Origin of the sequence: Actinacidiphila alni (assembly GCF_900112845.1) — a bacterium.
Classification (GTDB): Bacteria; Actinomycetota; Actinomycetes; order Streptomycetales; family Streptomycetaceae; genus Actinacidiphila; species Actinacidiphila alni.
Genome location: NZ_FONG01000001.1, coordinates 366526 through 391556 on the forward strand (window position 1 = coordinate 366526; position 25031 = coordinate 391556).

Consider the following 25031-nt stretch of genomic DNA (forward strand, 5'->3'; position numbering starts at 1 on the left):
CAACGCTTTCGACATCACCTTCGACGGCCGCCTGTCGGCAGCGCATCACTCGCCTCGACTACCCCGGTCACACCACTCGTTTGACAGACGCGGCCCCGGCCCCCGGCGTTCATTCCTGTGTCGGGCCGAGGTCGGGTGTGTCGCGCAGGTCGACGGAGGGTTGGGCTGTGGCGTGGAGTTCCAGGACGGTGATTTCGTTGTCGCCGCGCCGCATGACCGGTCCGGGCACGTAGAGGCGCTGTTGGGGCCCGCGGGCCCAGTAACGGCCGAGGTGGAAGCCGTTGATCCAGGCGTTGCCCTTGGTCCAGCCGGTCAGGTCGAGCCAGGTGTCGGCCGGTTCTTCCACGGTGAAGGTGCCGCGGTGGAAGGCCGGGCCCACGGGCGGGTGGCCCGCGGCGGCGAAAGGCAGGTGGCCGAGGTCGGTGAGGTCGAGGCTGCGGTGCGTCCACCCGGTCAGGACAGCGCCGTTGACGCGCACGGCGCCGAGGATGCCCTTGCGGTCGTGGAGAGCGGCGCCGTAGTTGACGCGCCCCTGGTTCTCGACCAGGACGTCGATGCGGGCGCCGGCGCGTGGGGTGGTGAAGGTGAGCGCGGTGGAGTGGTGCTCGCGTTCCAGCACGCCGACCGGGCTGCCGTCGACGAACACTTGCGCGCGGTCGGCCACTTGGTCGATCGTCAGGTGCGTCGGGCCGGCCGCGGGTAGTTCGCTCGTGTAGTGCACGAAGCCGAAGTCCTGCCCCAGTTGCTCCATCGTCAGGGGCTGTTCGGCGACGCGGTGTCGGTGTCCGTCCGGGGCGGTGTCGTCGAGCAGCGGCGCGGTCTCCGACAGGGGTACCCCCAGCATGGTGAGCTTCTTCGACGGTGTCGGCAGTGGCCCGTCGGGGACGGCGGCGTGCCGTGCGATGACGTCCCTGAAAGCGGCGAATTTCGGTGTCGGGTCGCCCGCTTCGTCCAGGGGCGCGTCGTAGTCGTACGAGGTGACGGTCGGCCGGTAGGTGTGCTTGTCGTTGGCGCCGTTGGTGAAACCGAAGTTGGTGCCGCCGTGGAACATGTAGAGGCTGACGCTCGCACCCGCGGACAGGATCGCGTCGAGTTCCCGTGCCGCGTCGGCGGCGGGGCGGACGGTGTGCGGGCCGCCCCAGCGGTCGAACCAGCCGTTCCAGAACTCGGTGACGAGAAGCGGCTGTTCGGGGCGGAGGGCACGCAGCGCGGGCAGGTGGCGTTCGGCGCCGCTGCCGAAGTTGACGGCGGCGAGAACGCCGGGGATGCTGCCGCGTTCCAGATCGGCGGGCTGGTCGCAGGTGAACAGCGGCACATCGACATGGTGGCGGCGCAGCAGGCCGGTCAGGTGGTCGAGATAGGCGCGGTCCGCACCGTAGGCGCCGTATTCGTTCTCCACCTGGACGGCGATCACCGGGCCGCCACGGGTGGCCAGGTACGGGGTGAGCAGCGGCAGCAGCCGTTCGAAGTAGGCGTCGACGGCGGCCAGGTAACGGGGGTCGGTGGTGCGCAGACGGATGCCGGGTTCCGCCAGCAGCCACGAGGGGAGACCGCCTCCCTCCCACTCGGCGCAGATGTACGGACCCGGGCGCAGCAGGACACGCAGACCTGTCTCGGCGGCCAGGTCGAGAAAGCGGAGGAGATCGAGCCCGCCGTCGGTGCGCAGCTCTCCCGGTACCGGCTCGTGCAGATTCCACGGGATGTAGGTGTCGACGGTGTTCAGGCCCATTGTCCGGGCCTTGCGCAGCCGGTCCTGCCAGTGGGCGGGGTGGACCCGGAAGTAGTGGAGGGCGCCGGAGATGATCCGGAAGGGTTCGCCGTCCAGGCTGAAGCCGTCGGACGTGACCGCGAGTGGAGACATGATGGTGTGCCTGTTCTCCGGAGGTCGCTCCGGTGGTGGTGTCCGGAGACCGCTCCGGACGTCGGGGTGCCGGCCCGGGTTCGAATGTCGAGTGGGGCGACGCGGCGCTGCGTGGCCCGGCCGGACCGGCGGGTCAGGAAATCGGCGGCGGGGCGGTGCTGTCGCGCACGACGAGCCGGGTGGCGACCAGGGTGGTGCCGGTTTCCTCCTGGTCGTTGCGGATCTGCTGGAGCACGGACTGCACGCACTGGCGGCCGACTTCGGAGAAGTCCTGGTGCACGGTGGTGAGGGGCGGCAGGAAGGACGCGGCCTCGGGGATGTCGTCGAAGCCGACGACGCTGATGTCGTCCGGTACTCGCCGGCCGCGTTCGTGCAGGGCGCGCAGGACGCCGAGCGCCATCTGGTCGTTGGCGACGAACACCGCCGTGCAGTCCGGCTGGTCGGCCAGGACCGTCCCGGCGCGGTAGCCGGATTCGGCCGACCAGTCGCCGCGCAGCGGTTCGGGGGCGGCCCGGCCGTTCGTGCGCAGGGCGTCGCGCCAGGCGGTGACGCGGCGTTCGGCGGCGAAGGACTCGGCCGGTCCCGCGACGTGCCAGACGGTGCGGTGTCCGAGGTCGAGCAGGTGCTGTACGGCGGCGTGGGCGCCGCCTGCCTGGTCGGTGTCGACGACCCGGTAGCGGTCGCCGGCGTTGGAATCGGCGACGACCACGTGGGTCCTGGGCGGGAGCGCGACCGTGGCGGCGTCGAGCAGGTGGACCTCCATGAGGATGACGATGCCGTCCACGGCCAGTTCGCCGAGCCGGGTGAAGGCGCCGCGGACGCTGTCCTGGGTCGGTACGGCGACCGGCAGCAGTGTGGTGGCGTAGCCCTCCTGGGCGGCGGAGGTCGCGATGGCCTCCACGGTGCGGGTGTTCCCGGTGGTGGAGAGGTTGAAGGTGATGACGCCGATGGTGTGGAAACGGCCGCTCTTGAGCGCGCGGGCCGCGCTGTTCGGCCGGTAGCCCAGTTCCTTCATCGCGGCCAGTACCTGCTGGCGGGTGGTCTCCACCACGCCCTCGTATCCGTTGGACACCCGGGAGACGGTCTGCGCGGACACGCCGGCCAGCCGCGCGACGTCTCCCATGGAGGCGCCGCGCTTGCGGCGCCGGGCGGTGCCGTCGCCCGCCGGTCCGTCGCCGGCCGTGTTGTCGCTGTTGTCCACGTCGCTTTCTGCACCTCATCCGCGGTTTCGCCGCTGTGGCCGTGAACCGGATTCTAGGACCCGGGGGACGCCGGTCCGCGTCCCCCGGGCCAGGGTGGACGTGCGGCCTCAGCCGACGCCGAAGCCCTGCTGCTTGCCGTACGCCACGGATTTGTCCTGCCAGGCGCGCAGACCGTCGGTCAGCGACGTGCCGGAGACGTACGCCTTCCCGACCGTGTCGTTGAAGATCGAGTTGGCGTAGACCTGGTACGGCAGGTACGACCAGCCGGGCAGGACGTCCTTGGCGGCGTCGGAGAAGATCCGGTTGGCCTGCTGGCCGCCGAAGTACGGGAACGTGGTGTCCAGGAAGGCGGGCGAGTTCAGGTCGGCGGTCGTCGCGGGGAAGGCGCCGCCCTTGATGCGGGCCTGGACGCCGGGTCCCTGGTTGGCGTACTGGAGGAAGGCGTATGCCAGGTCGTGGTTCTTGCCCGCCTTCATCACCGCGAGCGAGCTGCCGCCGTTCTCGGCGCCGGCGTGCGCGCCGGTCTGCCACTGCGGAAGCGGCGCGGCCCGCCAGTCGCCGGCGGCGGCCTTGACGCCGGAGGCGAAGTTCGCGGGCATCCACGCCCCGGTCGCCAGGGTCGCGATGGTTCCGTCGCCGAGCCCCTTGTACCACTGGTCGCTCCAGCCGGGCACGGGCGCGAGCAGGTGCTCCGAGACGAGCTGCTGCCACACCTTGGTGTACGCGGCCGTGCCGGCGTCCCGCGCGAAGTCGACCGTGACCTTGGTTCCGTCCACCGTGTACGGCTTCCCGCCGGCCTGCCAGATGAGACTGGTGGTCAGCCCGGCGTCGCCGGTGTCACTGGTGATGTACGCCTTCGGGTCGGCCTTGTGCAGTTTGCGGGCGTCGTCCAGGTACTGCTCCCATGTGGTGGGCACGGGGAGCTTGTACGTGTCGAAGACCTTCTTGTTGTAGAACAGCGCCATGGGGCCGGAGTCCATCGGCAGTCCATAGACGCCGCCGTTGATGTTCACCGCGTTCCACGGACCCGGCGAGTAGGTCTTCGACAGGCTCTTGGCGCCGTAGTCGCCGAGATCGGTGAGCGACTTGCCGAGCGCGAACTGGCTGAGGGCGTAGTACTCGACCTGGGCGACATCGGGTACGCCCTTGCCCGCCTGAACTGCGTTCTGCAGTGCGGTGTACTGGTCGTTGCCGGTCCCCGCGTTCACCAGGTTCACGTGCACCTTGGGGTACGCCGCCTGGAAGTCGGCCACCACCTGCTTGAGCGTGGGCTCCCAGGCCCACACGGTGATCGTTCCGCCCTTGGCGAGAGCCGCCTTCGCCGCGGCGGCCCCGTCGGCGGCTTTCGCCGACCCTGAGCCCGAACCCGAGTCCGAGGAGCCGCAGGCGGCCAGGACCAGGGTCGCGGCGACGGCCGCGGCGGCTGCGTGCGCCCAGCGGCGCCGAACGATGTACGTCATCTCATGTCACTCCGTTGTGCGAGGTGGATGTGCGGGTGGGTTCCGGATCAGTGCGGCAGGTGGCCGCGCCGGGTCGGTGTGCGCGCCGCCGCCGGGCTATTCCTTGACGCTTCCGGCGGCGAGGCCGGACTGCCAGTACCGCTGGAGGAGCAGGAAGGCCGCGATCAGCGGGACGACGGTGAGCAGCGCGCCGGTGATCACGAGGTTGAACACGGGCTGGCCGCCGGCTGTCGCGGCCTGCTCGTTCCAGGCGTTGAGCCCGAGCGTCAGCGGGTACCAGTGCGGGTTCCTGAGCATGATCAGCGGGAGGAAGTAGTTGTTCCAGGTCGCGACGGTGGTGAAGAGCAGGACCGTCACGATGCCGGGTGCCAGCAGCGGCAGGCTGATCCGGAAGAAGGTGCGGATCTCGCCGGAGCCGTCCATCCGGGCCGCCTCCAGCAGTTCGTCCGGTACGGCCTCGGCGGCGAACACCCACATCAGGTAGAGGCCGAACGGTGAGACCAGCGACGGGACGATGACCGCCCACGGGGTGTCGGTCAGGCCGATCCTGCTGAACATGAGGAACGTGGGCACCGCCAGGGCCGCGCCCGGCACCGCGACGGCGCCGATGACGACCGCGAAGATCGCCCGGCGGCCGGGGAAGACGAATTTGGCCAGCCCGTATCCGCCGAGGACGGCGAGCAGGGTCGCGCCGCCGGCCCCGGCGACCACGTACAGCAAGGTGTTGAGCAGCCAGCGCACGAAGATGTGGTGGTCGTGGCCGAATGTCTCGCGGATGTTGTCCCAGAGCGCGAACCGGCCGCTGAACCACAGTCCGAAGGAGTCCAGGAGCCGCGGTTGGGTCTTGCAGGCGTTGATCACCAGCCAGACGAGCGGGAGCAGCGAGTAGAGGGTGACCACGGCGGTGAGGCCGGTCAGCAGCGGGCTGCGCCGGGAACGCCGGTCCGTACGGCGCCGGACGCGGACGGGCAGCGGATACGGACGGCGGCGCGGGGCGGCGGCTCCGGCCGCCGGTCCGGCCTCGCCCAACCGGGCGGGAGCGGTCATGCGCTCACGCCCCCTTGCGCATGCCGCGCACCTGGACGGTGTAGGCGACGGCCATCGTGACGAGGCCCATGACGATCGCGACGGTGGCGGCGTAGTTGTGCTGCTGGCCGGCGAAGGAGAGCGAGTAGGTGTAGAGGTTCGGGGTGAAGTAGGTCGAGATCGCGTTCGGCGCCAGCGCCTTGAGGATGCTGGGCTCGTTGAAGAGCTGGAAGGTGCCGATGACGGAGAAGACCGTGGCGATGACCAGCGCCCCGCGGATGGCGGGGAGTTTGACCGCCGTGATCACCCGCCACTGTCCCGCGCCGTCGATCTCGGCCGCTTCGTAGAGGGCCTCGGGGATCACCCGCAGAGCCGCGTAGAAGATCAGCATGTTGTAGCCCGTGAACTCCCAGGTGACGATGTTGCCGATGGCGGCCGTCACCCAGCGCGGGCCGAGCGGGTCGGGGATCGAGGTGTGCAGGTGCTCGTTGAGGCTCGCCACCAGACCGAAGCGATTGCCGTACATGAAGCCCCACATCAGCGTCGCGACCACCGCGGGCACCGCGTACGGCAGGAAGATCGAGACGCGGAAGAAATTCCGTCCGTACAGGCGCCCGCTGTCCAGCGCGAGAGCCGCCAGCAGCGCCAGGCCGAGCATGACCGGTACCTGGATCACCAGGAACAGCCCGACCCGGCCGAGCCCGGACCAGAACTCGTGGTCGGTGAACGCCTGCCGGTAGTTGTCGAGGCCGACGAAGTGGTTCCCGCCGATCAACTGGTCCCGGTACAGGCTCAGATACACCGAGTACGCGATCGGTGCCAGGAAGACCAGCGCGAAGACGATCAGGAAGGGGCTGACGAATCCCAGCCCCGTCCAGCGCGGACGGTGCCCGGGACGTCTGCGCGCCGGCCGGCGCCCGGTGCCCGGGGGTGACAAGAGGGCCATGAGAGAGGTTTCTGGTCGTGACGGCACGCGCGAGCCCAGTCGGGTCGCGTGATGGTTGCGTAAACATTGCGCTGCGCACGGCACCGACGTTTACGTAAACATCGGTGCCGGCGATCGTTGCAGCCGACGCAGCGCGGCGTCAAGGGACGTGCACGGATGCGAGGTTCAGCGCGCGGTTTCGCGGAACTGCTGGTTGGCGCCGCCGCCGCACGTCCACTGGATCAGGCGGGCGCCGTCGGCGGTGGAGGCACCGGTGACGTCCAGGCACTGGCCGCTGTGCCGGGCCTGGAAGCGGACGTAGCCGTTGCCCTGGTCCTGGGGCAGCCATTGCTGGTTGGTGCCGCCGTTGCAGTAGTACTGGTTGACGTAGGCACCCGCGGCCGTTGAGGCGTCGGAGACGTCCAGGCACTTGCCGCTGTGCTGCGCGACGATCGTGACGTAGCCGCCCCCGGCGTCGGTCGGCCGCCACAGTTGGTTGAGCCCGCCGTTGCAGGTCCACTGCGCCGCCGTGGCGCCGTCGGCCGCCGAATTGTCGGCGACGTCGAGGCACTTGCCGCTGTGCCGGGCGGTCAGCGTGTCGTACGGACCGCCGCCGGCACCCGTGACGGTGCCGGCCGCGGTGTCCACGGCGACCTGCGGGTACCAGGGCATGTCCATGGTGGTCGCCGTGGGGAAGGTCAGCGGCAGCCACACGTACTGCGAGTCCTCGACGGAACCGCCGATCGAATTGCCCCACCGGTCACCCATGTAGAGGTAGGAGGTGCCCGAACTGCCCTGGACCGGAAGGACGTAGGCGGTCTGGGAGCCGTAGGCGGTGTGGTCGCCGACGTCGGTCATCGGCGTCCAGGGCCCGGCCGGGCTGGTCGCGGTGGCGTACCGCTGCTGGTTGGGGCTCCAGCCGCTGTTCGCCGAGGTCAGCATGAAGTACACGCCGCCGCGCTTGAAGAGGGCGGGGGCTTCGCGGTACGTGCCGGGCCAGGGATTGGCGACCAGGCTCGCGACGCCGGTGTAGTCGGCGGTGAGCTTGAAGATGTCCAGGTCGGCGTTCTCATTGGCCGACGAGACCAGGTAGGCGCTGCCGTCGGTGTCCTGATAGAGCGTCATGTCCCGCGAGGTGATGCCCAGCGGCCGGAAGCTGCCCAGGTAGGTGTAGTCGCCGTCGACGGTGTCCGACTCGGCGACCGCGACCCAGGCCTGCGAGTAGTCGGCGGAGGTCTCCTTGTGCATCCACATCACGTACTTGTGCGTCGTGGCGTTGTAGATGACCTTCGGGCGCTCGATGTTGGCAGTGGCCAGTTCGGACGCACTGGACTGGGCGAGGACGTTGTTGCGGAACTCCCAGGTCTTGAGGTCGGTGGACCGGTAGACCGACACGTAGCGGAAGGAGTTGTCGGCGTTGCGGTTCTCACCGAACCAGTAGTAGGAGGAGCCGACCTTGATCACCCCTCCGCCGTGGGCGTGCACCACCGCTCCCGACGTGTCGGTGAACTGGGTGGCGTTGGTGACGGTGACCGGCGCCGCCTGAGCGGGTACGGCGGCGAAGAGCAGGGCGAGCACGCACGCCAGGACGGCGAGGACGAGTGGTCGCGGGCGAGGAAGCACGGGAGGACCTCCGAGGTAGGGGGCTGAGGTTGCCGGATGTCCGGCACGGAAGACCGGCCAGAACACCGACGTGCGCCATGTGCGATTCCGTTTGCTTTTGAGGGAGCACCGTAGGCGTGGGCCACCCCACGGTCAACGGATCGGACAGACAACGGCCATCGGATGATTCGGCCGGCATGCGTGCCGCTCAACTCCTCTTGCCGCGACGGACCTTCGTTCAAATATTCTCTTGATCTCCGAGAATTTTTGCCCCGACTCTGGACATCGTCGGCCCAGCGGTCGTTAATTCATCCGATGACTCCTGCGTCTCTCGGCGTCATGTTCGCGTAACCATGCAGGAACGTTCCCAGTGTGCGTAACCGAGCCGCCCCCGCCCACACCCTCGGCAACCTTCCGGATGTGTGGCTCTCTGTTCGTTTGAGGAGATCGCCGTGCCCCAACACCTCCCGACTCGCCGCAGTGTGCTCACCGGCATTGCCGCCGCCACGGTGGCTGCTGCCGTCGGCCGCCTCGCCCAAGCGCCTCCCGCCATGGCGGCGACCCCCACGGCGCAGGCGATTCCGCTGCTGCCACCGCGTATCCCCGTGTCCGACATGGGCCTGGCCCAGCAGCCGGACAGCAAGATCGCCTGGTTCCAGGACGCCCGGCTCGGCATGTTCATCCACTGGGGTGTGTACTCCGGCCCCGCCAAGGGCGAGTGGTGGATGCACAACGCGCCGGTCACGCCGTCCGACTACCGCACGTACGTCACCGACGCGACCAGTGAGCAGTTCACCGCCGACGCCTACGACCCGACCGCCTGGGCACAGCTCGCCACCGACTTCGGCGCGAAGTACACCGTGCTGACCACCCGTCACCATGACGGATTCGCGCTGTGGCCGCTGAATCATCCCAACGCCTGGAGCGCGGGGCAGGCCCCGCTGAGCCGCGATTTCGTCAAGGACTACGTGGCCGCGGTCCGGGCCGCCGGCCTGCGCGTCGGCCTGTACTACTCGCCGATCGACTGGCGCTACCCGGGCTATTACGACGTCACCGGCACCAACTGCGCGCCCAACCCGTGGAATTACACCACCGACCCCGCGCACAAGGAGAACGCGCGGGTGATGAAGACCGAGGTGTACGAGTCGGTGAAGGAACTCGTCACCCAGTACGGCACCATCGACGACCTGTGGTGGGACGGCGGCTGGATCGCCGAACAGGGTTCGGACGCCGACGGCGCCTTCTTCTGGGAGCCCGGCCAGTACCGCGACACCTCCAACCAATGGCCCGTCGACGCGGCCTACGGGGAGACCGACAGCGCGGGAAGGCCGCTCGGGCTGATGGGCATGGTCCGCAAGCACCAGCCGGACATCGTGTGCACCTCACGCTCCGGATGGGCCGGCGACTACGCCAGCGAGGAAGGCGGATCGGTGCCCACCGGCCCGATCCGCACCGGCGCGACAGAAAAGGCCTTCACCGTCGACGGCTCCTGGGGCTACAACTCCTCGGCCACGGTCATGGCGTACGGCACCGCCATGAGCGTCCTTGTCAACTCCTGGATCCGCAACATGACGGTGATCGTCAACGTCGGACCCGACCGGCACGGAACCATATCCGACGGCCAGGCGAGCCTGCTGCGGAAGATCGGCACCTTCATGAAGGCCTGCGGCGACGCGGTCTACGGCACGCGCGGTGGCCCCTGGCAACCGGTCGACGGCCAGTACGGCTACACCTACAAGAACAGCACCGTCTTCGTCCACCTGCTGCCCGGCTACAGCGGCACCTCGTTCACCAGCCCGTCGATCGGAGACGCGCAGATCAGCAAGGTCTACGACGTCGCCACCGGCAGCGCGCTCCCCTACAGCCTCGGCAGCGACAAGCGGGTGACCGTCAGCGGCGTCAACCGCACCCGTTACGCGGACGACAGCGTGATCGCGATCCTCCTCGACCGTACCGTCCAGCCCGCCGACATCGCCGCCGGGCACACCGCGACCGCCAGCAGCCAGCAGTCCGGCAACCCCGCATCCAGCGCGGTCGACGGATCCACCGCCACCCGCTGGTGCGCGTCGAGCGGCAGCACGGGACAGTGGCTGAAGGTCGACCTCGGCTCGGCCCGCGCCGTCACCGGCGCCCGCATCGCCTGGGAAACCGCCGCCGACTACCGCTACCGCATCGAGAGTTCCACCGACAACACGTCCTGGACGACGCTCGCCGACTTCACCGCGACGCCGCTGTCCGGGCAGGTGCAGTCCGTCGGCTTCAGCGCGCAGACACGGTACGTCCGCGTCACGGTCACCGGGCTCCCCGCGGGCACGTGGGCCTCCATCAGGTCGCTCGAGATCTACGACCGGCCCTTCACCGCCGACCTGGGCACGTACCAACTCATCAACCGCAACAGCGGCAAGACGCTGGACGTCAACGGCGCATCACTCGACGACGGCGCGGTCGTCATCCAATGGCCCGCCACGGGCGGAACGAACCAGCACTGGCTCCTGCAGGCAAACAGCGACGGATCGTACCGACTGCTCAACTCCCGCAGCGGCAAAGTCCTCGACAGCCCCGGCAGCTCCACCCAGGGCGCCGCCCTCGACCAGTGGACCGACACCGCCTCCACCAACCAGTCCTGGAAACTCGTCCCCTCCGCGACCAGCGGCTACTACCACCTGGTCAACGTCCGCACCGGCTGGTGCGCCGACGTCGCCAACGCCTCCACGGCCGACGGCGCCGCCGTCATCCAATGGGCAGTTACCGGCGGAGCCAACCAGGACTGGCGCCTCGTTCCCCTGTGACCCCACTACGCGGCAGCGCCGCGCCCGGAGGAATTCCGGCCGGTCGCTGTTGCGGTCAGTCCCCGTCGTGACAGTCGGCGGGACCGGCGAGAATCCGCATACCGACGGATGGCCCGTCAGCGGAGCAGAACCGCCGCCGCAACGCCGCTTCGGAAAGGGGCTGCGTTGATCTGGCACACCAGGAACACGAGCCGGGCCGTGGTGAGCGATTGCTCGGCGGTGAGGCGGCGCACCGCGGTTCTGCGCTGGTGGAGATCTACCAGGACTGTCCGGTCTTCAACGACGGCAGCTTCGACGTACTGCGCCGTCCGGACGAGCGCGAGGCGCGGCTGATCCCGGTCCGGCACGGCGAGCCGATCCGCTTCGGCACGCCGGACGCCGACGCTGGGCTCAGTACACTCGGGACCACGGCCTTGACCAGCGCGGACCGGCGAACGACGTGGGCCTGGCAAGGGGAAGGAGGGACGGGTGATTCGCCTCGAACAGCTGCGGCATCTGCTGTATGTCGTCGAAGCCGGATCGTTCCGGAAGGCCGCGGACGTCCTGGGCCTCACCCAGCCGGCCCTGAGCAATTCGATCGCCAGGCTGGAGGAGGACCTGGGGATGCCGCTGCTGGTCCGCTCCCGGGCGGGCGTGGTGGTCACGGCGCTCGGCGCCCAGATCCTTCCGCACATCCACCAGGCCCTCGGTGCGGTGGACGCCATCTACGCCAAGCGCGATCTGGCCGCGCGCCGCGAGGGCGGCCGGATCGTCGTCGGCACGGTGCCCGTCGGGTCGCGGGCGCTGTTCCGCCCGGCGCTGATGCGGCTGCGCTCGGAGCTGCCGGACATCGAGGCGAGCGTGCGGGAGGGCGGATCGCACGCGGTGCTGCGGCTGCTCGTCTCGCACGAGATCGACTTCGGCATCGTCTCCTCGCGGGATCTCGCGCCGTCGCTCGACGCGGTGGTGGTCGCCGAACCGCTGCTGTCCGACAGCTTCGTCCTGTGCATGGCGCCGGACAACGAACTCGCCAGGCTTCCGGCGGTGCGGCTCGACCAGGCGCTCACCCAGCGCGTCATCGGCTATCACGAGGGGCTGCTCGTCCACGACTTCATGCAGTCCACGTTCGGCTCGCGGCTCGGCGCCGCCGGCGACACCACCGACCGGATCGAGTCGGCGAAGTGGATGACCGCCGCGGGGCTCGGAGTGACGGTCATGGCCGCGCTGGCGCTGCGCGACGACCCGTACGTCGCGGACGGGTCCATCGTCGGCCGCCCGTTCGCGGACATCGACGACGCGGTGCACTTCCTGCTCATCCGGCGGCGCAACGAGCAGTTGTCCCGGGCCGGACGCGCCTGCGTCGGGCATCTGCACGACCTCGCCTCGGAGCTTGGGCCGGGACGGTGACGGTCGGCGGGGCCGTCGCCCGCGCGCCGGCCGAGGCCCCGCCGTCCGGCGCGCGCCGCCCTATCCGGCCGGCGTCGCGCCGCCCCGCGGCAGCTTCGGCGCCGCGGCGATGAGCGCCTTGGTGTAGTCGTGCCGCGGACGGTCGAGCACCGTCGCGGTGGCGCCGCGTTCAACGACGCGCCCGTCGCTCATCACGATGATCTCGTCGACGACCGCCCGCACCGTTCCCAGGTCGTGCGTGATGAGGACGACGGCCGTGCCGTACTCGTCACGGGCGCGGGCCAGCAGCCGGAGCACGGACAGCCGGATGGACACGTCCAGGGCCGAGACCGGCTCGTCCGCGACGATCACGTCGGGCCTGGCCACCAAGGCGCGGGCCAGGGCCACCCGTTGCCGCTGACCGCCGCTGAGCCGGTCGGGCGTGCGCGTCAGGAACCGGCCGGGGTCCAGCTCGACGTGCTCGAGGGCCGCCGCCACCAGCTCCCGCCGCCGCGCGCCCGGCGGACCGGACGGGCCGAGCCCTTCTGCCACGCTCCGCTCGACGGTGAAGCGCGGATCGAGGGCCTCGAAGGGGTCCTGGTGGACGACCTGGACGCGCCGCCTCAGCACGGCGCGGTCGGCCCGCCCGAGCGCGCGCACCGGCCGTCCGTCCGAGCGTAGTTCGCCGCCGGTCGGCCGGTCGGTCATCGCCAGCAGACGGCCGACGGTGGACTTGCCCGCCCCGCTCGCCCCCACGATCGCGAGGATCGACCCGGCACGCACCTCGATGTCGACGTCCCGGACGGCGTCCGTACGGCGGCGGCGCCAGGGAGTTCCGCCCCGGGCGCGGAAACTCCTGGACGCGGCGCGCAGTTCGAGCACCGGCGGCGGCAGGACATCGGCGGCGGAGGCGCTCTTCACCGTCACCGCGCCGCTGTCCCTCCCGGTACGGGCGACGGCGGCGGAGGCGACCGAGTCGACCGAGGCGGCCCCGTCCGGGGCTCCCGTCCGCGGTGGGAGCGGCTGCGGCGGACGGTCGACGGAGGGGTAGGACTCGACCAGGCGGCGGGTGTAGGGGTGGACGGGCGAGCGCAGGACATCCGCGCCGCGCCCGGACTCGACGATCCGGCCGTCCAGCATCACCGCGACGTCGTCGCAGTATTCGGCGACGACCCCCAGGTCGTGCGAGACGAAGACCATCGCGAAGCGCAGCTCCCGCTGCAACTCGCGCAGCCGGTCCAGGATCTCCGCCTGCACGATGACGTCGAGGGACGTGGTCGGCTCGTCGACGAGCAGCAGCCGGGGCCGGCCGAGCAGGCTCATCGCCAGCATGACGCGCTGCCGCATACCGCCGCTCAGCTCGTGCGGGTAGGCGGTGAGCACGCGCGACGGGACGGACACCATGTCGAGCATGTCCGTGATCCGCCGGTCGGCCTCCTGGCGCGACCGGACGTCCAGCCGGTGGCGCAGCACCTCGCGGAGCAGGGAGCCGACCCGTATCACCGGGTTCAGCGCGTGCATCGCGCCCTGGAAGACGATGGCGATGTCACGCCAGCGCAGGTCGCGCAGCTCGGGGGCGGGCAGCGTGAGTAGATCGACGCCGTCCAGGCGCACGCTCCCCGACTCCACGGTGGCCGACGCCGGCAGCAGCCTGGCCATCCCGTAGAGCAGAGTGGTCTTGCCGGAACCGGACTCGCCGATGACGCCGAGGCTGGAGCCCGCGGCCACCCGGAATCCGACGTCCGACACCGCGCGGGTCCCGGAGCCCGCATAGCCGACGGAGAGATCGCTGACGGTCAGAAGCGGTTCAGACAATGTCGGCCTCGTTTCCGCCGCCGAGGACTCGGACGGCGACATCGCCCAGGGTGTGCAGCGAGAGCAGCAGGACGGTCAGTGCGGCGCCGGGACAGACGATCGCCCAGGGCGCGGTCTGGAACGAACCCTGCGCCTCCTGGATCATGCCGCCCCAGGAGATCTGGGAGGGGTCGCCCAGACCTATGTAGCTCAGGCCCGCGGAGAGCAGTACGGCCTCGGCCATCTGCATGCTCGCGTTCGCGACGACCGGCCCGAGACCGTTGGGGGCGACATGGCGCACGATGACCCGCAGACCGCCCACGCCGGCGATCCTGGACGCCTCGACGAATTCCCGACCGCGCAGCCGCAGCGCTTCGGCGCGGGCCAGCCGTGCCGTGACCGGCCACATCGTGAGTCCGAGGACGACCACCACGACCCACCACTGGTTGCCGAGGAACGCGACGAGCAGGATCGCCAGGAACAGGTGCGGGATCGTCAGGAACATCTCGACGAGCCGGGAGACGGCGGTGTCGGTCCAGCCGACGAAATACCCGGCCAGCAGGCCGAGTACGGTCCCGACGACGAGCGACACCGCGGTCGAGCCGACGGCCAGCACCATGGTGTAGCGCGTCCCCGCCATGATGCGGCTGAGGACGTCGCGGCCGAGCGAGTCGGTTCCGAAGGGGTGGGCGGCGCTCGGTGACGAGTTCGGCGCAGCCAGCGACTTCGTCGGATCGTCCGGGGTGATCGCCGAGTGCAGTGCGGCCAGCACCAGCGCGAGGAACATCACGGCGCAGGCCACCGCGACCACGGTGGTCCGCACCGAGGGGCGTCGGCCGGCGGCCCGGAGGATCGGGCCACGGGCGGAGAGTGCCTGCTTCATGTGAGCCTCACCCGTGGGTCGACCACCGCGTACAGCACGTCGGTGGCGATGGTCGCGAGGACGACGGCGACCGCGACCACCTCGAACACGCCCATGATCAGCGGGAGATCGCGCTGGCCGATGGCGCCCGCCATCAGCGTGCCGAGGCCGGGCCAGGAGAAGACCGCCTCCGTCAGCAGGGCCCCGCCGAGGGACTGGCCGAGGGTGAGGCCGGCCATGGTCAGCACCGGGAGCAGGGCGTTGCGCAGCCCGTGCCGGAAGAACACGCGCCGTTCGCCGAATCCGATCGCGCGCGCCGTGCGGATGTACTCCTCCGTCATCACCGCCGACATGCGCGCCCGCGTCAGCCGGTAGTAGACCGGGAAGGTGTAGAGCGCCAGGGCGACGGTGGGCAGTACCAGGTGCCGCAGGCCGTCGCCGACGGCCGCCGCGCCGGTGGGCCGGGGGAAGCTGTACTGGCCGCCGGCGGGCAGCCAGTGCGCCTGGATCGCCAGGAAGTAGACCAGCAGCAGACCGAGCCAGAAGATCGGGATCGAGTACAGCGTCAGGCCGACCACGTTGAGCACCGCCTCGCGGACCGTACCGGCCGCCCGCGAGGCGTAGGCCCCGAGCAGGGTGCCGCCGCCGATGCCGAGCAGCAGCCCGCAGGCCACCAGTTGCAGCGAGGCGCCGATCCGTCCGGAGATCACCGTGGTCACCGGCTCCTGGAAGCTGTACGACATGCCCAGGTCGCCGCTGAACAGCCGCCTGAAGTAGGCGCCCAACTGACCGAGCAGCGGCTGGCCGAGACCGTACTGGTGACGGATCTGCTCGATGTACTGCGGTGAGGCGTTGTCCCCCGCCAGGGCGTAGGCGGGGTCGCCAGGCGCGAGACGGACGACCAGGAAGGTCATCAGCACGAGGAAGACCAGCGTGGGGACCGCTTGGCCCACCCGGATCAGTGAATAGCGCAGCATCGGTCGCTCCTGGGCCCGGACGCGGGCACTCAGTCCCAGACCTCGCCGAAGACCCGCATCCAGTTGCCGCCGACGATCTTCGCGATGTCGGCGGAGGCGTAGCCGCGGGCCGCCAGTCCCGCCGCGACCTCGGGGAACCGGGCCAGCGACTCGAAGCCGTCGGCGTACACCGTGTCCCAGGTGTACTTGCGCACGAGGTCGGGGAAGCGCCGTCCCGAATTGCTCATCCACCGGACCGCCCAGTGCTCGGCGATGTCCGTGCCGATGGCGACATGGCCGGGGCCGACCAGCTGTACGGCGTGGTCCACGTGGTCGAGGAAGTCGTCGAGCGTGGGGCGCTCGCCGGACGCGGGCTCGACGAACGGCGCGTACGGCGATATGCCCACCAGCCCGCCGCGTTCGGCGATCAGGCGGATCTCCTCGTCCGACTTGTTGCGCGGCGACTCGGTGAGGGCGAGGCATCCGGTGTGCGAGAACACCGCGGGCCTGGCCGAGTACGCGATCGCGTCCATGCCGGTGCGGTGCCCGACGTGGGAGAGGTCGATGAGGATGCCCGCCCGGTCCATCTCCTTGATGACCTGCTGCCCCATGGTGGTCAGGCCGCGGTTCTCCGGTTCGAAACAGCCGTCGCCGAGCCGGTTGCGCTCGTTGTAGGTGAGCTGGATGATGCGGACGCCGTTGCGGTAGAAGAACGGAACGAGATTGACCGGGTCGGCCTCGACCGGCATGCCGTTCTGGAAGGCCAGCACGATCGCGAGCTTGCCGTCCGCCTTGGCCTGCCGGATGTCCTCCGAGGTCGTCGCGATGACGCAGCGGTCCGGGTAGATCTCGGCGAGGTTGTAGTAGACGTTCATCTCCTGGACCGCGTCGAAGAATCCGCCGACCTGCTGGGCGCCGACCTGTGCGGACAGGGAGACGCAGACGGCCGTGACTCCGGCCGCGCGGATCTTCTCGAAGAAGCTGTCGGATCCGATCCTGGGCGTGCAGCCGTCGACGACGATCATTTCGTCGTAGCCGATGTCGCTCATGACGCCGTTGGTAACGGGTTCGGTGGTTGTCGTCACGGTGAATTCCTCGGGTTCGGGCCGGGCCGCGGCGAAGCGGCCCGGCCGGTGAAACGGGTGGAGTGGGTGTGCGGAGCGGCGCCCGTGCGTCGCGCGGGGGCGCGCGGCGGGTCAGCCGGAGGCCGTCACCTGCGCGTAGTCGTCAGCGGGCAGGTCACCCGTCGTGTTCTGCCACCAGAAGCCGGAGTACCGGGAGTCGTAGGCGAACTGGTAGTTCCACTGGAAGAGCGTGTACCGCGGCAGGTCCTTCGCGACGATCTGCTGGATCTTCCGGTAGTCCTGGCTGCGGACGCTCGCGTCGGAGCTCTTTGCCGCCTCGTCGAAGAGGCGGTCGACCTCCGGATCGGAATACCGCATCGCATTGCGGTTGCCGCCGGTCTTCACGTAATTCGCGAAGGTCTGCGGGTCGGGTCCGTGCGGTCCGCCCGACCAGGTGATGTCGAAGTCGTGTTGCTGCATGATCTTGTCGGCGAAGATCGAGAAGTCGTAGTTCTCGACCTTGAGGCCGATCCCGACCTTTGCGAGCTGCTGTTTGAGCACCTCGCCGATCTGCTGCGCGCCGGCCAGGGACGCGGTGAAACCGGTGTAGGTCAGCGAGAACCTGGTGCCCGACTTCTTCGGGTAACCCGCCTGGTCGAGCAGTGCGTTGGCCGCCGCGACATCGTGCGCGGGCTGTCGCGCCGACGCGTCGTAGTCGCGGGAGGAGGGGTCGTAGACGGTTCCGCTGACCTTCTTGGTTCCGCCGTAGACGAGGTCGTTGATCTCCCCGGGATCCAGGGCCTGCGCTATCGCGGTCCGCACCTTGAGGTCGTTGAGCGGTTTGCGGGCCAGGTTGAAGCCGAGCCAGACGTCGGTCGGCGGCGTGGCGGCGGCGGTCTCGACGGTGATTCCTGCGGCCTTCTTCAGCGTCGGGACGGAGGCGTAGTTGGGCGCGTTCGCGATGAACTGGATTTCGTGCGACTGGAGAGCCGTCACCGCGGCGTCCGGTGAGGAGAAGAAGCGGAACGAGAGCGCCTTTGTTTTCGGGGCCCCGCCGAAATAGCCGGGATTGGCCTTCAGTTCGACGTGTGAGCCGGGAGTGAAGGAGGTGACGACGAAGGGGCCGCTGCCGACCGGTTTCTTGTTGGCGGGATTGCTGGTGACGTCGGTGCCGTCGAAGACGTGCTGCGGGAGGACGACCCAGCCGTAGCGCTGCGCGAGCTGGTCGAGGAAGGAACTGTTGGGCTGCGCCAGCTTCATGACGACCGTCTGCGCGTCCGGCGCGGTGACGGCGGACACTCCGGCGAGCGCAGCTGCCCCGTACCCCTTCTCCTTGATGATGGATTTCGCGGTCCACATCACGTCGGCGCTGGTGAGGGGCTTTCCGTCGGACCACTTCACGCCGGAGCGCAGGTGGAAGGTGTAGGTGAGGCCGTCGGCGCTCTTCTGCCAGTTTCTGGCCAGGTCGCCGTGGACCTCGTCGTCGTACCCGTAATTGACCAGCCGACTGTAGATGTTGTCCATGATGAAGTAGTTGGCCGGGTCGTACGCGTAGTCGGGGTTGAGTGTTTTGGGTGCGTAGGTGAGTCCCACGACCAGGGAGTCCGATCCTCCGGCATTCGTGGACCCGCTCGTCGAGCAAGCGGTGAGAACAATTGCCGATGCCGCTACCACGAATGCCTTGAATTTCATTTCTGGCTTCTCCGTGACGTTCTCGAATGCGATGCCCCGACGGCTTCGCCTCGTGTGATGGAGAAGAACCTACTGTCGCTCGGTGTAGCGAGCAACAGTAGGTCTCTATAAAATTGAGGAATGTGACGATAGGATTCGGAAATCATCACCGAACAATGTGATCGATGTGTTTCCGACGATGACGCGTGCGTAAAAAATCTTCGGGTCGTCACACGTGCCGGGGGCCGGCGTCCGAGGGCCGGGGAGTGGCCAGGACGTCGAAGCGCCAGTGCCGCAGCACCGGAAGACTCGCCCGCGCGTGGTCGATCTGCCGGTGCGAGATCCGCGCCAGGATCAGCCCGGGATCGTGCCCGGTGGACGCGAGCACGGACCCGAGCGGATCCACGATCATCGAGCGGCCGACGCAGGTCGGGCCGCATTCGCCGCTGGCGACGACGGACACGGTGTTGTCCAACGCCCGTGCGCGTACAGCCAGTTCCCACTGGTCGGCCTTGCCCGGCCCGTCCGCCCAGGCCGCCGGGACCGCCAGGATGTCGGCGCCGCGCAGGGCCAGCAATCGGGACAGCTCGGGGAACCGCACGTCGTAGCAGGTCAGCATGGAGATGCCGAAGCCGCCCAGCCGGAGGACCGGCGGGATCTCGTCGGCGGCCAGCATCCGCGCGGACTCGCCCCCGTCGAACGCGTCGTAGAGATGGAGCTTGCGGTAGCGCGCGATCACCTGCCCGGCACGGACCACGACCAGCGTGTTGTACGGCAGGCCGCGCCCGGACTCCTCGTATACACCCGCCACCACCACGACGTGCTTGCCCGCGGTGGCGGCGCGCAGCCCGCCGACGAACGCACCGTCCAGCGGCTGCGCCGCCGCGACGGCTCTGTGCTGCTCGTGCTTCGGGAAGCGGGCGAGCACCCCCTCCGGCAGGACCAGGAGGTCCGCGCCCGCCGCCTCGGCACGGTCGACCAGCGCGCGGGCCTGGCCGAGGTTGGCGCTCCACGACTCCCGGACCGCGAACTGCCCGGCCGCCAGCAGCAGCGAGGGCACGGCGGGCGACGTGCAGGAGGACGTGACGGCGTCGGTGGCGTTCGGGTGTTCCGAGGACATGGGTCGGCCCAATCTCTGGAAGAACGACGGTCGGGGGTGCGGTGCTCGCGGTTCGGGCCGGGGCCGGTGGGGTCCTTCGGGCTTTGCCGTGTCGGGCCGGCGTCAGGACGAAGGGGGCGGCGCGCGGGGGAGAGGCGCGCAAGTGCAGCCGCGACGCGTGAGACGGTCGCGGGTCCGGCCGGCTCACTCGTCCGCCGGGGTGGCTCGCACCCGGACAGCGGGTCGTGGCGGGCCGTCGGGTACGCCACAGTACCCGGCGCCGCGGCGCCCGAACAGTGGGCGGGGCGCTGCCGTCGACGGTGGCGCGGTGGCGCGGTGTCGCGGGAGGGAGCCGAGAGAAGAAGCCTTACGAAAAAGGAGCGGGTCGCGTGTCCGGCACCGAGAAGTGCCGGACACGCGACCGCGCGTCGGTGCGGAGCCATCGGCCCCGCGTGCTGCCTGTGGGTGTCAGATGCCGCAGGAGGAGGCGTGCCAGTAGCGGGAGCCCTGGTCGCCGAGGTGTGCGTGGGTGCTGTGTCCCGGGTAGCCGGGGCCGAGGATCTCGTTGAAGCCGTGGTAGCGCGCCTCTTGGACGATCCGGCAGAAGCTCGGGGAACCGGTCAGGTCCACGGCACGGCCGTAGAGGTGGTTGCTGCCCGACGCTCCGCCGACCGCGCTGTTGCACGAGTAGGAGCGGAAGCCGCTGCTGGTGGTGAGCGGGCTGTCGCCCAGCGCGTGCCGCAGCGCCTCCAGCTTCCACATCAGCCGCAGGGCGTTGTCGCGCGCGGTCGCGGCGCTGACGGCGCCGCCGGTCCAGGTGGAGTTGCAGCGGTTCAGCTCACCGAAGGTGAAGTGCACGGGGGTGCAGTCGCTGTCCTGCAGCGCGCCGATCTTGCCGAAGGTCTGCGGCCCGGCGATGCCGTCCGCGGTCAGGCCGTACGCCTGCTGGAAGCGGACGACGGCGGCCTTGGTCGCGGGCCCGAACTGCCCGTCGACCGCCAGGACGGCTCCGTATCCGGGGTATCCCGCGATCCGGATCTGGAGCTGTCGCACGTCTTCGCCGCTGGCGCCCTGCGAGAGGGTGCGGCCCCAGGAATAGCATCCGGCGGCGTGCGCGGAGCCCGCGGTGGCGGCCGACCCGATGAACATTACTGACGCAAACATGACAACTGCGAGTAATGTGCGGGCGTAACGTCTCAGCATTGTTCCTCCACGTGGGGGACTACTGGATCTCCGAGCGTGCCCGACGCTGTCAACGCGCGTCAACCACACCTTGGCCTCGTCTTTCTCCTGAGCGCGTCTTCGCCGCCGCCGGTCGCCGCTGCGGATGCCGGGAGCGTGGGCGTGGGGGACCATCGGAGGGTGGACGGAGGTGGCGTGGGCGCGACAGGGCCAGTGTTCGGCATGGCGGACGTGACCGGTCCGGCGGTCGGAGTGGGCGTCGTCGCCGATACCGATCTCGTCCTGGTGGAGTGCGATCCGTACTTCCGTGAGGTCTTCGGCGGTTGGGCAGTCGGCGAGCCGGCGCGGGCGGCACTGCCCGGAAAAGTGCGACGGCCCCTGGTGGCCGTTCTGGCCGATGTCGCCCGGCACGGTGGTCCGCGGCAGTCCGTGGTTCCGCTCGACGGGCCGTCGCGTGAGGGCGGGGCCGGGCGGTACTGCGTCGTGAGCTGTACCAGGGCCGGGTCGGGGCACGGGTCGGCCACGACCGTACTGGTCAGCGTGTTCGACGGCCTGCCGGGCGCGTCCGCCACGGATCCCGGCGACGCGGGCGAGGGCGCCGGGCCTCCTGAGCGGGACCGGGCGCTGGAACGCTACGAGGCCCTGCTCTCGGGAATCCCCCAGGTCGTGTGGTCGATGTCCGCCGAGGGCCGGGTGGACATCCTGGTGGGGCGCAGGGGCGATCTGGGTGACTTTCAGCAGCACGACGCCGCGGCCGGAGCGTGGATGGAAGCGGTGCACCCCAAGGACCGGGCGTGGTTCGCGCCGCAGTGGCAGGCCACGGCTGAGGGGCAGGCGATCCTCGACGCGGTGGTCAGAGTACGGCAGGGACGGCAGTCGAACGAGTACTCGCACGTCAACATCGTCGCCGTTCCGGTGATGCGTGACGGCCGGGTGACCGAGTGGATCGGGACCGCGGCGGACGCCGAAACGCAGTGGCGAGCGCGGATGCGCGAGCGCCTGCTGTCCCGCATGGTCGCCGTGCCGGCCGCACGGGATCTGCAGAGCGCCCTCGCGACGGCCGCGTCCGCGGTGGTGCCCGACGTGGTCGACGTCTTCGCCGTCTTCCAACTGTGGCAGGGCGGGCGGGTCGGCTTCGATCCCAGGCGCGGCGCGCCGATCTCGGTGGCACGGGCGGGTATGTCGGTCGCGGACGGCCTTCCGACCCCTCCCGCGCTCGACACGGGCTTCCACCTCGGACCGCTGGCCCTCAAGACGATCACGGACCAACAGGTCCAGCGTGTCGTGTTCGCCCCCGGCAACCCTCCCGAAAGCGGGCTGTCGGACGAGGCGCACGCATGGATGCGCCAGGCGAAGGCGTCCGGGGTGACCATGATGCCGGTCGTCATCGACGGGCGCACGGTCGCCCTGGCGGGCGCCGCGAACTGCGGGGACAACCCGCCCCCGAGCGACACGGAACTCGCCCTGCTCGGGGAAGTCCTCAACGAACTCGGCGGACCGCTGCGCCGCACCTTCGAACTCGAAACGGCGCGTACGACCGCCCTCACGCTCCAGCGGTCGTTCCTGACCGGTCTTCCCACCGTCGACGCGGTGGAGATGGCGGCCCTCTACCAGCCGGCGGACGCCGCCGCGGAGGTCGGCGGGGACTGGTACGACGTGACGCCGCTGCCGGACGGGGCGATCGCCCTGACCATCGGCGACGTCGCCGGCCACGACCTGGCGGCGGCCACCATGATGGGCCGGGTCAACAGCATGCTCCGGGGGATCTCCTACGTCAGCACGACAGGACCGGCCCACGTGATGGGCCGCCTCGACGAGGCCCTGCACAGCCTCACGGCCCACACCATGATCACCGCCGTCCACGCCGTCGCCGCCCGGGACCACGACGGATGGTGCCTCACCGTGTCCAACGCCGGTCATCCTCCGCCCCTGATCATTCCCTCCGACGGCGCGCCGTCGCGCTACCTCCACCCGGACCACGCGCCGGACCCGCCCCTGGGCGCGGGCTTCGCCGGCCCGCGCCACGAGCACCGCCACCGCCTCGCGCCGGGCGACATGCTGGTCCTGTACACCGACGGACTGGTCGAGGAGCACACCGCGGACATCACCGACCGGCTGAGCAGCCTTCTGCGCCACGCCGACGCCGTACGCGACGACGCCCGCACCCCCGACGAACTCCTCCCGCTCCTGCTCCGGCACGCCGGCACCCCCACCGACGACATCGCCATGCTCGCCTTCCGCGTCCAGGACCCGAGGCGAGCGCCCGCACCGCGCTGATCGCCCTGAGCGGGTCTGCCGTGTTCCGCAAAGGAGGACCTGTGCGGGGCGACGAGCACGCCCGCCGGCTGGATCGAGGTGAAGTACTGGGACAGTTTCTCCTGCGGGGCCACCGGCGGTGGCATGTACAACACGAAGCGGATCGTGGACACCGGCGGTGTGGGGGCCGGCGGCGCGGTCGAGGCGTGTACCTACAGTCCTGTCCCGGCCGGGTTCTTCATCACCGCGTACTCGTCAGTCTCCGATTGCGACCGCACCAGCGCCACCAGCGACTACCACAACCGCGTCGCCCTGGTGAGACTCACCGGACTTCCGGCCGGTACCACGACGACGGTCTGCGGTCTGTCTCCGGTCCCGACGGGATGGAGCGTGGTCAGCCGGTCGAAGTCGGTTGCCTGTCAGCAGTACAAGTACGGCATCCCGGCCAACGACAACACGATGACCATCCGCAAGTCCTGACCCGGGCGGCGTCACTGCGGTTGGAGTGCCGTCCACTTCTGGGCGTTGGTTCCGTTGCAGTCCCACAGCTGCAGCTGGGTGTTGTCGACGGTGCTTGAGCCGGGGTCGTCCAGGCAGCGGCCGGACTGCGGGTTCTTGTAGCCGCCTTCGTACGGCTGCCAGACCTGGGCCCCGGTTCCGTCGCAGTCGGCGAGCTGCACTCGGGTGCCGTCAGCGGTGCCGCCGTTCGCGGCGTGCAGGCATTTGCCGTAGATCCGCAGGGTGTTGTCGGCGGTGCGGCTCCACCACTGCGCGTTGGTGTTGTTGCAGGCGCGTACGGTGACCGGGTTGCCGTTGGCGGTCTGGGCGTGGAAGTCGTTGAGACATTTCCCCGCGATGCCGGAGCGTACGACGCCGCTGGGGCCGGGCGTGCCGATCCAGCCGGCCGCATCGGCCTGCTGGAGAGCGGAATTGAAGGCATCGGCCATCTTTTGGTATCCGCCGTCGTTGGGGTGCTCCGAATCCGACAGATCGGCGGCGGTCAGCGCGCTCATGTCCACGAAGCGGACGTGTTTGCCCGCGGCCTGCTCAGCCTGCGCGATGCCGGGCACCGCCGCGTTGTACGCGGGCCGGTACTGCTCCACCGCGGGGTTGGTCGACACGATCAGCGACGCGAGCAGGACCGTGACGCCGGGGTCGTCGGTGGTGATCCGGTCGACCAGCGCGTGCAGCCGGTCGGCGGCGGTGGACACCTGGTGATTCTGGTTGAAGTCGTTGGTGCCGATCATCAACGTGACCACATTGGGCCGGTAGGTGCGCAGTGCCGAGTCGGCGATGCCGGCGATCTGGTCGATGCGCCACCCCGGGTGGCCCTCGTTGTCCGGGTCGGCCATGGTGCCGTGCTGCGTACCGCCGACGAGGTCAGGGAAATGGCCCTCGTCCGTCAGCGCGCCGGCCAGCGGCCCCCGGAAGCCGTTGCCTGTGCTGCTTGCCTGACCCCATGTGATCGAGTCGCCGAGGGGCAGCAGTCGCACGGTGGCGGGCGTGGGCGCCGCGTCGGCGGCTCGGTACCGCGCCGCCGACGCGGGCGGGGCGCCCGCGCCGATCGCGCAGAGGGCCGCTGTCGCCGCGGCAGCGGCCGTGATCGCGGTCGGCAATCGCCTCATCGCTGACCCTTCTTTCGCATGAATCGATTCAATAAGCCGGTGGTGTTCGGCCACGGCCTGAAGTCCTTCGGGTGTATGGGAGCGCTCTCACGCGCCGGGCATCAGTGTGGGGGGAGGGTGTGTCCGCGTCAACACCCCGAGTTCGGGCCGGTGTCGGTATGTGAACCGTGAATCCGGCCGCCGTCGTCCCCCCTGTGCCGTGTGCGCCGCGAGGGTTGACCGTGTGGCGGCCCGGGGCTACCTTCGCTCCGGATCATCGTTCAGATCACAGATTGATGTTCATATACGTGAC

19 protein-coding genes are annotated in these 25031 nt (G+C 69.9%); 4 read left to right on the forward strand and 15 right to left on the reverse strand.

Features of this window, described 5'->3' with window-relative positions; all coding sequences use genetic code 11:
• Positions 1-109: 109 nt before the first annotated feature.
• The 6 genes from BM076_RS01590 to BM076_RS01615 all read right to left on the reverse strand — a co-directional run bounded on the left by BM076_RS01590 (position 110) and on the right by BM076_RS01615 (position 8097).
• A complete protein-coding gene (locus BM076_RS01590; protein ID WP_093711462.1) occupies positions 110-1861 on the reverse strand; it encodes a glycoside hydrolase family 35 protein in 1752 nt (583 codons plus the stop codon).
• A 133-nt stretch (positions 1862-1994) separates the two neighbouring features.
• Positions 1995-2984, reverse strand: coding sequence for a LacI family DNA-binding transcriptional regulator (locus BM076_RS01595; RefSeq protein ID WP_093711728.1), 990 nt, complete (start codon positions 2982-2984; stop codon positions 1995-1997).
• A gap of 186 nt (positions 2985-3170) precedes the next feature.
• Positions 3171-4523: an ABC transporter substrate-binding protein gene (locus BM076_RS01600; protein WP_093711463.1), complete on the reverse strand. Its 1353-nt coding sequence runs from the start codon at positions 4521-4523 to the stop codon at positions 3171-3173.
• 96 nt (positions 4524-4619) lie between these two features.
• Positions 4620-5570 carry a carbohydrate ABC transporter permease gene (locus tag BM076_RS01605; protein ID WP_093711464.1) on the reverse strand — a complete coding sequence of 317 codons (951 nt, stop codon included), beginning with the start codon at positions 5568-5570 and terminating at the stop codon, positions 4620-4622.
• 4 nt (positions 5571-5574) lie between these two features.
• The gene (locus BM076_RS01610; protein ID WP_093711465.1) at positions 5575-6495 is read right to left on the reverse strand and encodes a carbohydrate ABC transporter permease; all 921 of its coding nucleotides are present in this window, start codon (positions 6493-6495) and stop codon (positions 5575-5577) included.
• A 165-nt stretch (positions 6496-6660) separates the two neighbouring features.
• Positions 6661-8097, reverse strand: coding sequence for an RICIN domain-containing protein (locus tag BM076_RS01615; protein ID WP_093711466.1), 1437 nt, complete (start codon positions 8095-8097; stop codon positions 6661-6663).
• Positions 8098-8528: 431 nt separating this feature from the next.
• Between BM076_RS01615 and BM076_RS01620 the strand changes: the two genes are divergently transcribed.
• Complete coding sequence (locus BM076_RS01620; RefSeq protein ID WP_093711467.1) at positions 8529-10865, forward strand: alpha-L-fucosidase; 2337 nt, start codon at positions 8529-8531, stop codon at positions 10863-10865.
• Positions 10866-10981: 116 nt separating this feature from the next.
• On the opposite strand, the gene BM076_RS36360 is transcribed toward BM076_RS01620, so the two are convergent.
• The gene (locus tag BM076_RS36360; protein WP_093711468.1) at positions 10982-11212 is read right to left on the reverse strand and encodes a hypothetical protein; all 231 of its coding nucleotides are present in this window, start codon (positions 11210-11212) and stop codon (positions 10982-10984) included.
• Between the two features lie 121 nt (positions 11213-11333).
• Here BM076_RS36360 and BM076_RS01630 point away from each other — a divergent pair, with 121 nt between their 5' ends.
• Positions 11334-12251: a LysR family transcriptional regulator gene (locus BM076_RS01630; protein WP_093711469.1), complete on the forward strand. Its 918-nt coding sequence runs from the start codon at positions 11334-11336 to the stop codon at positions 12249-12251.
• Between the two features lie 60 nt (positions 12252-12311).
• Here BM076_RS01630 and BM076_RS01635 read toward each other — a convergent pair whose 3' ends face one another.
• The 7 genes from BM076_RS01635 to BM076_RS01665 form a co-directional block, all read right to left on the reverse strand.
• The gene (locus BM076_RS01635) at positions 12312-14045 is read right to left on the reverse strand and encodes a dipeptide ABC transporter ATP-binding protein (RefSeq protein ID WP_177246274.1); all 1734 of its coding nucleotides are present in this window, start codon (positions 14043-14045) and stop codon (positions 12312-12314) included.
• Positions 14038-14907, reverse strand: a complete 870-nt coding sequence (locus BM076_RS01640) for an ABC transporter permease (RefSeq protein WP_093711471.1) — start codon at positions 14905-14907, stop codon at positions 14038-14040. The genes BM076_RS01635 and BM076_RS01640 overlap by 8 nt, the downstream gene beginning before the upstream one ends.
• Positions 14904-15863, reverse strand: coding sequence for an ABC transporter permease (locus BM076_RS01645; protein ID WP_093711472.1), 960 nt, complete (start codon positions 15861-15863; stop codon positions 14904-14906). The genes BM076_RS01640 and BM076_RS01645 overlap by 4 nt, the downstream gene beginning before the upstream one ends.
• Before the next feature lie 29 nt (positions 15864-15892).
• On the reverse strand, positions 15893-16927 hold the full coding sequence (locus tag BM076_RS01650; protein WP_093711473.1) for a dipeptidase: 1035 nt from the start codon (positions 16925-16927) through the stop codon (positions 15893-15895).
• Between the two features lie 111 nt (positions 16928-17038).
• The gene (locus tag BM076_RS01655; protein ID WP_177246275.1) at positions 17039-18499 is read right to left on the reverse strand and encodes an ABC transporter substrate-binding protein; all 1461 of its coding nucleotides are present in this window, start codon (positions 18497-18499) and stop codon (positions 17039-17041) included.
• A gap of 307 nt (positions 18500-18806) precedes the next feature.
• Entirely contained in the window at positions 18807-19697 is an 891-nt protein-coding gene (locus tag BM076_RS01660) for a carbon-nitrogen hydrolase family protein (protein ID WP_218160021.1), read from the reverse strand.
• 447 nt (positions 19698-20144) lie between these two features.
• Positions 20145-20879 carry a D-Ala-D-Ala carboxypeptidase family metallohydrolase gene (locus BM076_RS01665; RefSeq protein WP_093711475.1) on the reverse strand — a complete coding sequence of 245 codons (735 nt, stop codon included), beginning with the start codon at positions 20877-20879 and terminating at the stop codon, positions 20145-20147.
• A gap of 201 nt (positions 20880-21080) precedes the next feature.
• Here BM076_RS01665 and BM076_RS01670 point away from each other — a divergent pair, with 201 nt between their 5' ends.
• Positions 21081-23135 (forward strand): SpoIIE family protein phosphatase, encoded by a 2055-nt coding sequence (locus BM076_RS01670; protein ID WP_143120494.1) that lies wholly within the window; start codon positions 21081-21083, stop codon positions 23133-23135.
• 123 nt (positions 23136-23258) lie between these two features.
• Positions 23259-23594, forward strand: coding sequence for a hypothetical protein (locus BM076_RS36365; RefSeq protein WP_177246276.1), 336 nt, complete (start codon positions 23259-23261; stop codon positions 23592-23594).
• 11 nt (positions 23595-23605) lie between these two features.
• Here BM076_RS36365 and BM076_RS01680 read toward each other — a convergent pair whose 3' ends face one another.
• A complete protein-coding gene (locus BM076_RS01680; RefSeq protein ID WP_093711477.1) occupies positions 23606-24739 on the reverse strand; it encodes a ricin-type beta-trefoil lectin domain protein in 1134 nt (377 codons plus the stop codon).
• Positions 24740-25031 lie beyond the last annotated feature (292 nt).

What these genes read in the sequence shown, in the direction of transcription:
- BM076_RS01680 (WP_093711477.1), bottom strand. Translation starts at nt 24,739, where the DNA reads ATGAGGCGATTGCCGACCGCGATCACGGCCGCTGCCGCGGCGACAGCG.
- BM076_RS01600 (WP_093711463.1), bottom strand. Translation starts at nt 4,523, where the DNA reads ATGACGTACATCGTTCGGCGCCGCTGGGCGCACGCAGCCGCCGCGGCC.
- BM076_RS01610 (WP_093711465.1), bottom strand. Translation starts at nt 6,495, where the DNA reads ATGGCCCTCTTGTCACCCCCGGGCACCGGGCGCCGGCCGGCGCGCAGA.
- BM076_RS36365 (WP_177246276.1), top strand. Translation starts at nt 23,259, where the DNA reads ATGTACAACACGAAGCGGATCGTGGACACCGGCGGTGTGGGGGCCGGC.
- BM076_RS01645 (WP_093711472.1), bottom strand. Translation starts at nt 15,863, where the DNA reads ATGCTGCGCTATTCACTGATCCGGGTGGGCCAAGCGGTCCCCACGCTG.
- BM076_RS01665 (WP_093711475.1), bottom strand. Translation starts at nt 20,879, where the DNA reads ATGCTGAGACGTTACGCCCGCACATTACTCGCAGTTGTCATGTTTGCG.
- BM076_RS01590 (WP_093711462.1), bottom strand. Translation starts at nt 1,861, where the DNA reads ATGTCTCCACTCGCGGTCACGTCCGACGGCTTCAGCCTGGACGGCGAA.
- BM076_RS01670 (WP_143120494.1), top strand. Translation starts at nt 21,081, where the DNA reads ATGGCGGACGTGACCGGTCCGGCGGTCGGAGTGGGCGTCGTCGCCGAT.
- BM076_RS01660 (WP_218160021.1), bottom strand. Translation starts at nt 19,697, where the DNA reads ATGTCCTCGGAACACCCGAACGCCACCGACGCCGTCACGTCCTCCTGC.
- BM076_RS01595 (WP_093711728.1), bottom strand. Translation starts at nt 2,984, where the DNA reads ATGGGAGACGTCGCGCGGCTGGCCGGCGTGTCCGCGCAGACCGTCTCC.
- BM076_RS01605 (WP_093711464.1), bottom strand. Translation starts at nt 5,570, where the DNA reads ATGACCGCTCCCGCCCGGTTGGGCGAGGCCGGACCGGCGGCCGGAGCC.
- BM076_RS01640 (WP_093711471.1), bottom strand. Translation starts at nt 14,907, where the DNA reads ATGAAGCAGGCACTCTCCGCCCGTGGCCCGATCCTCCGGGCCGCCGGC.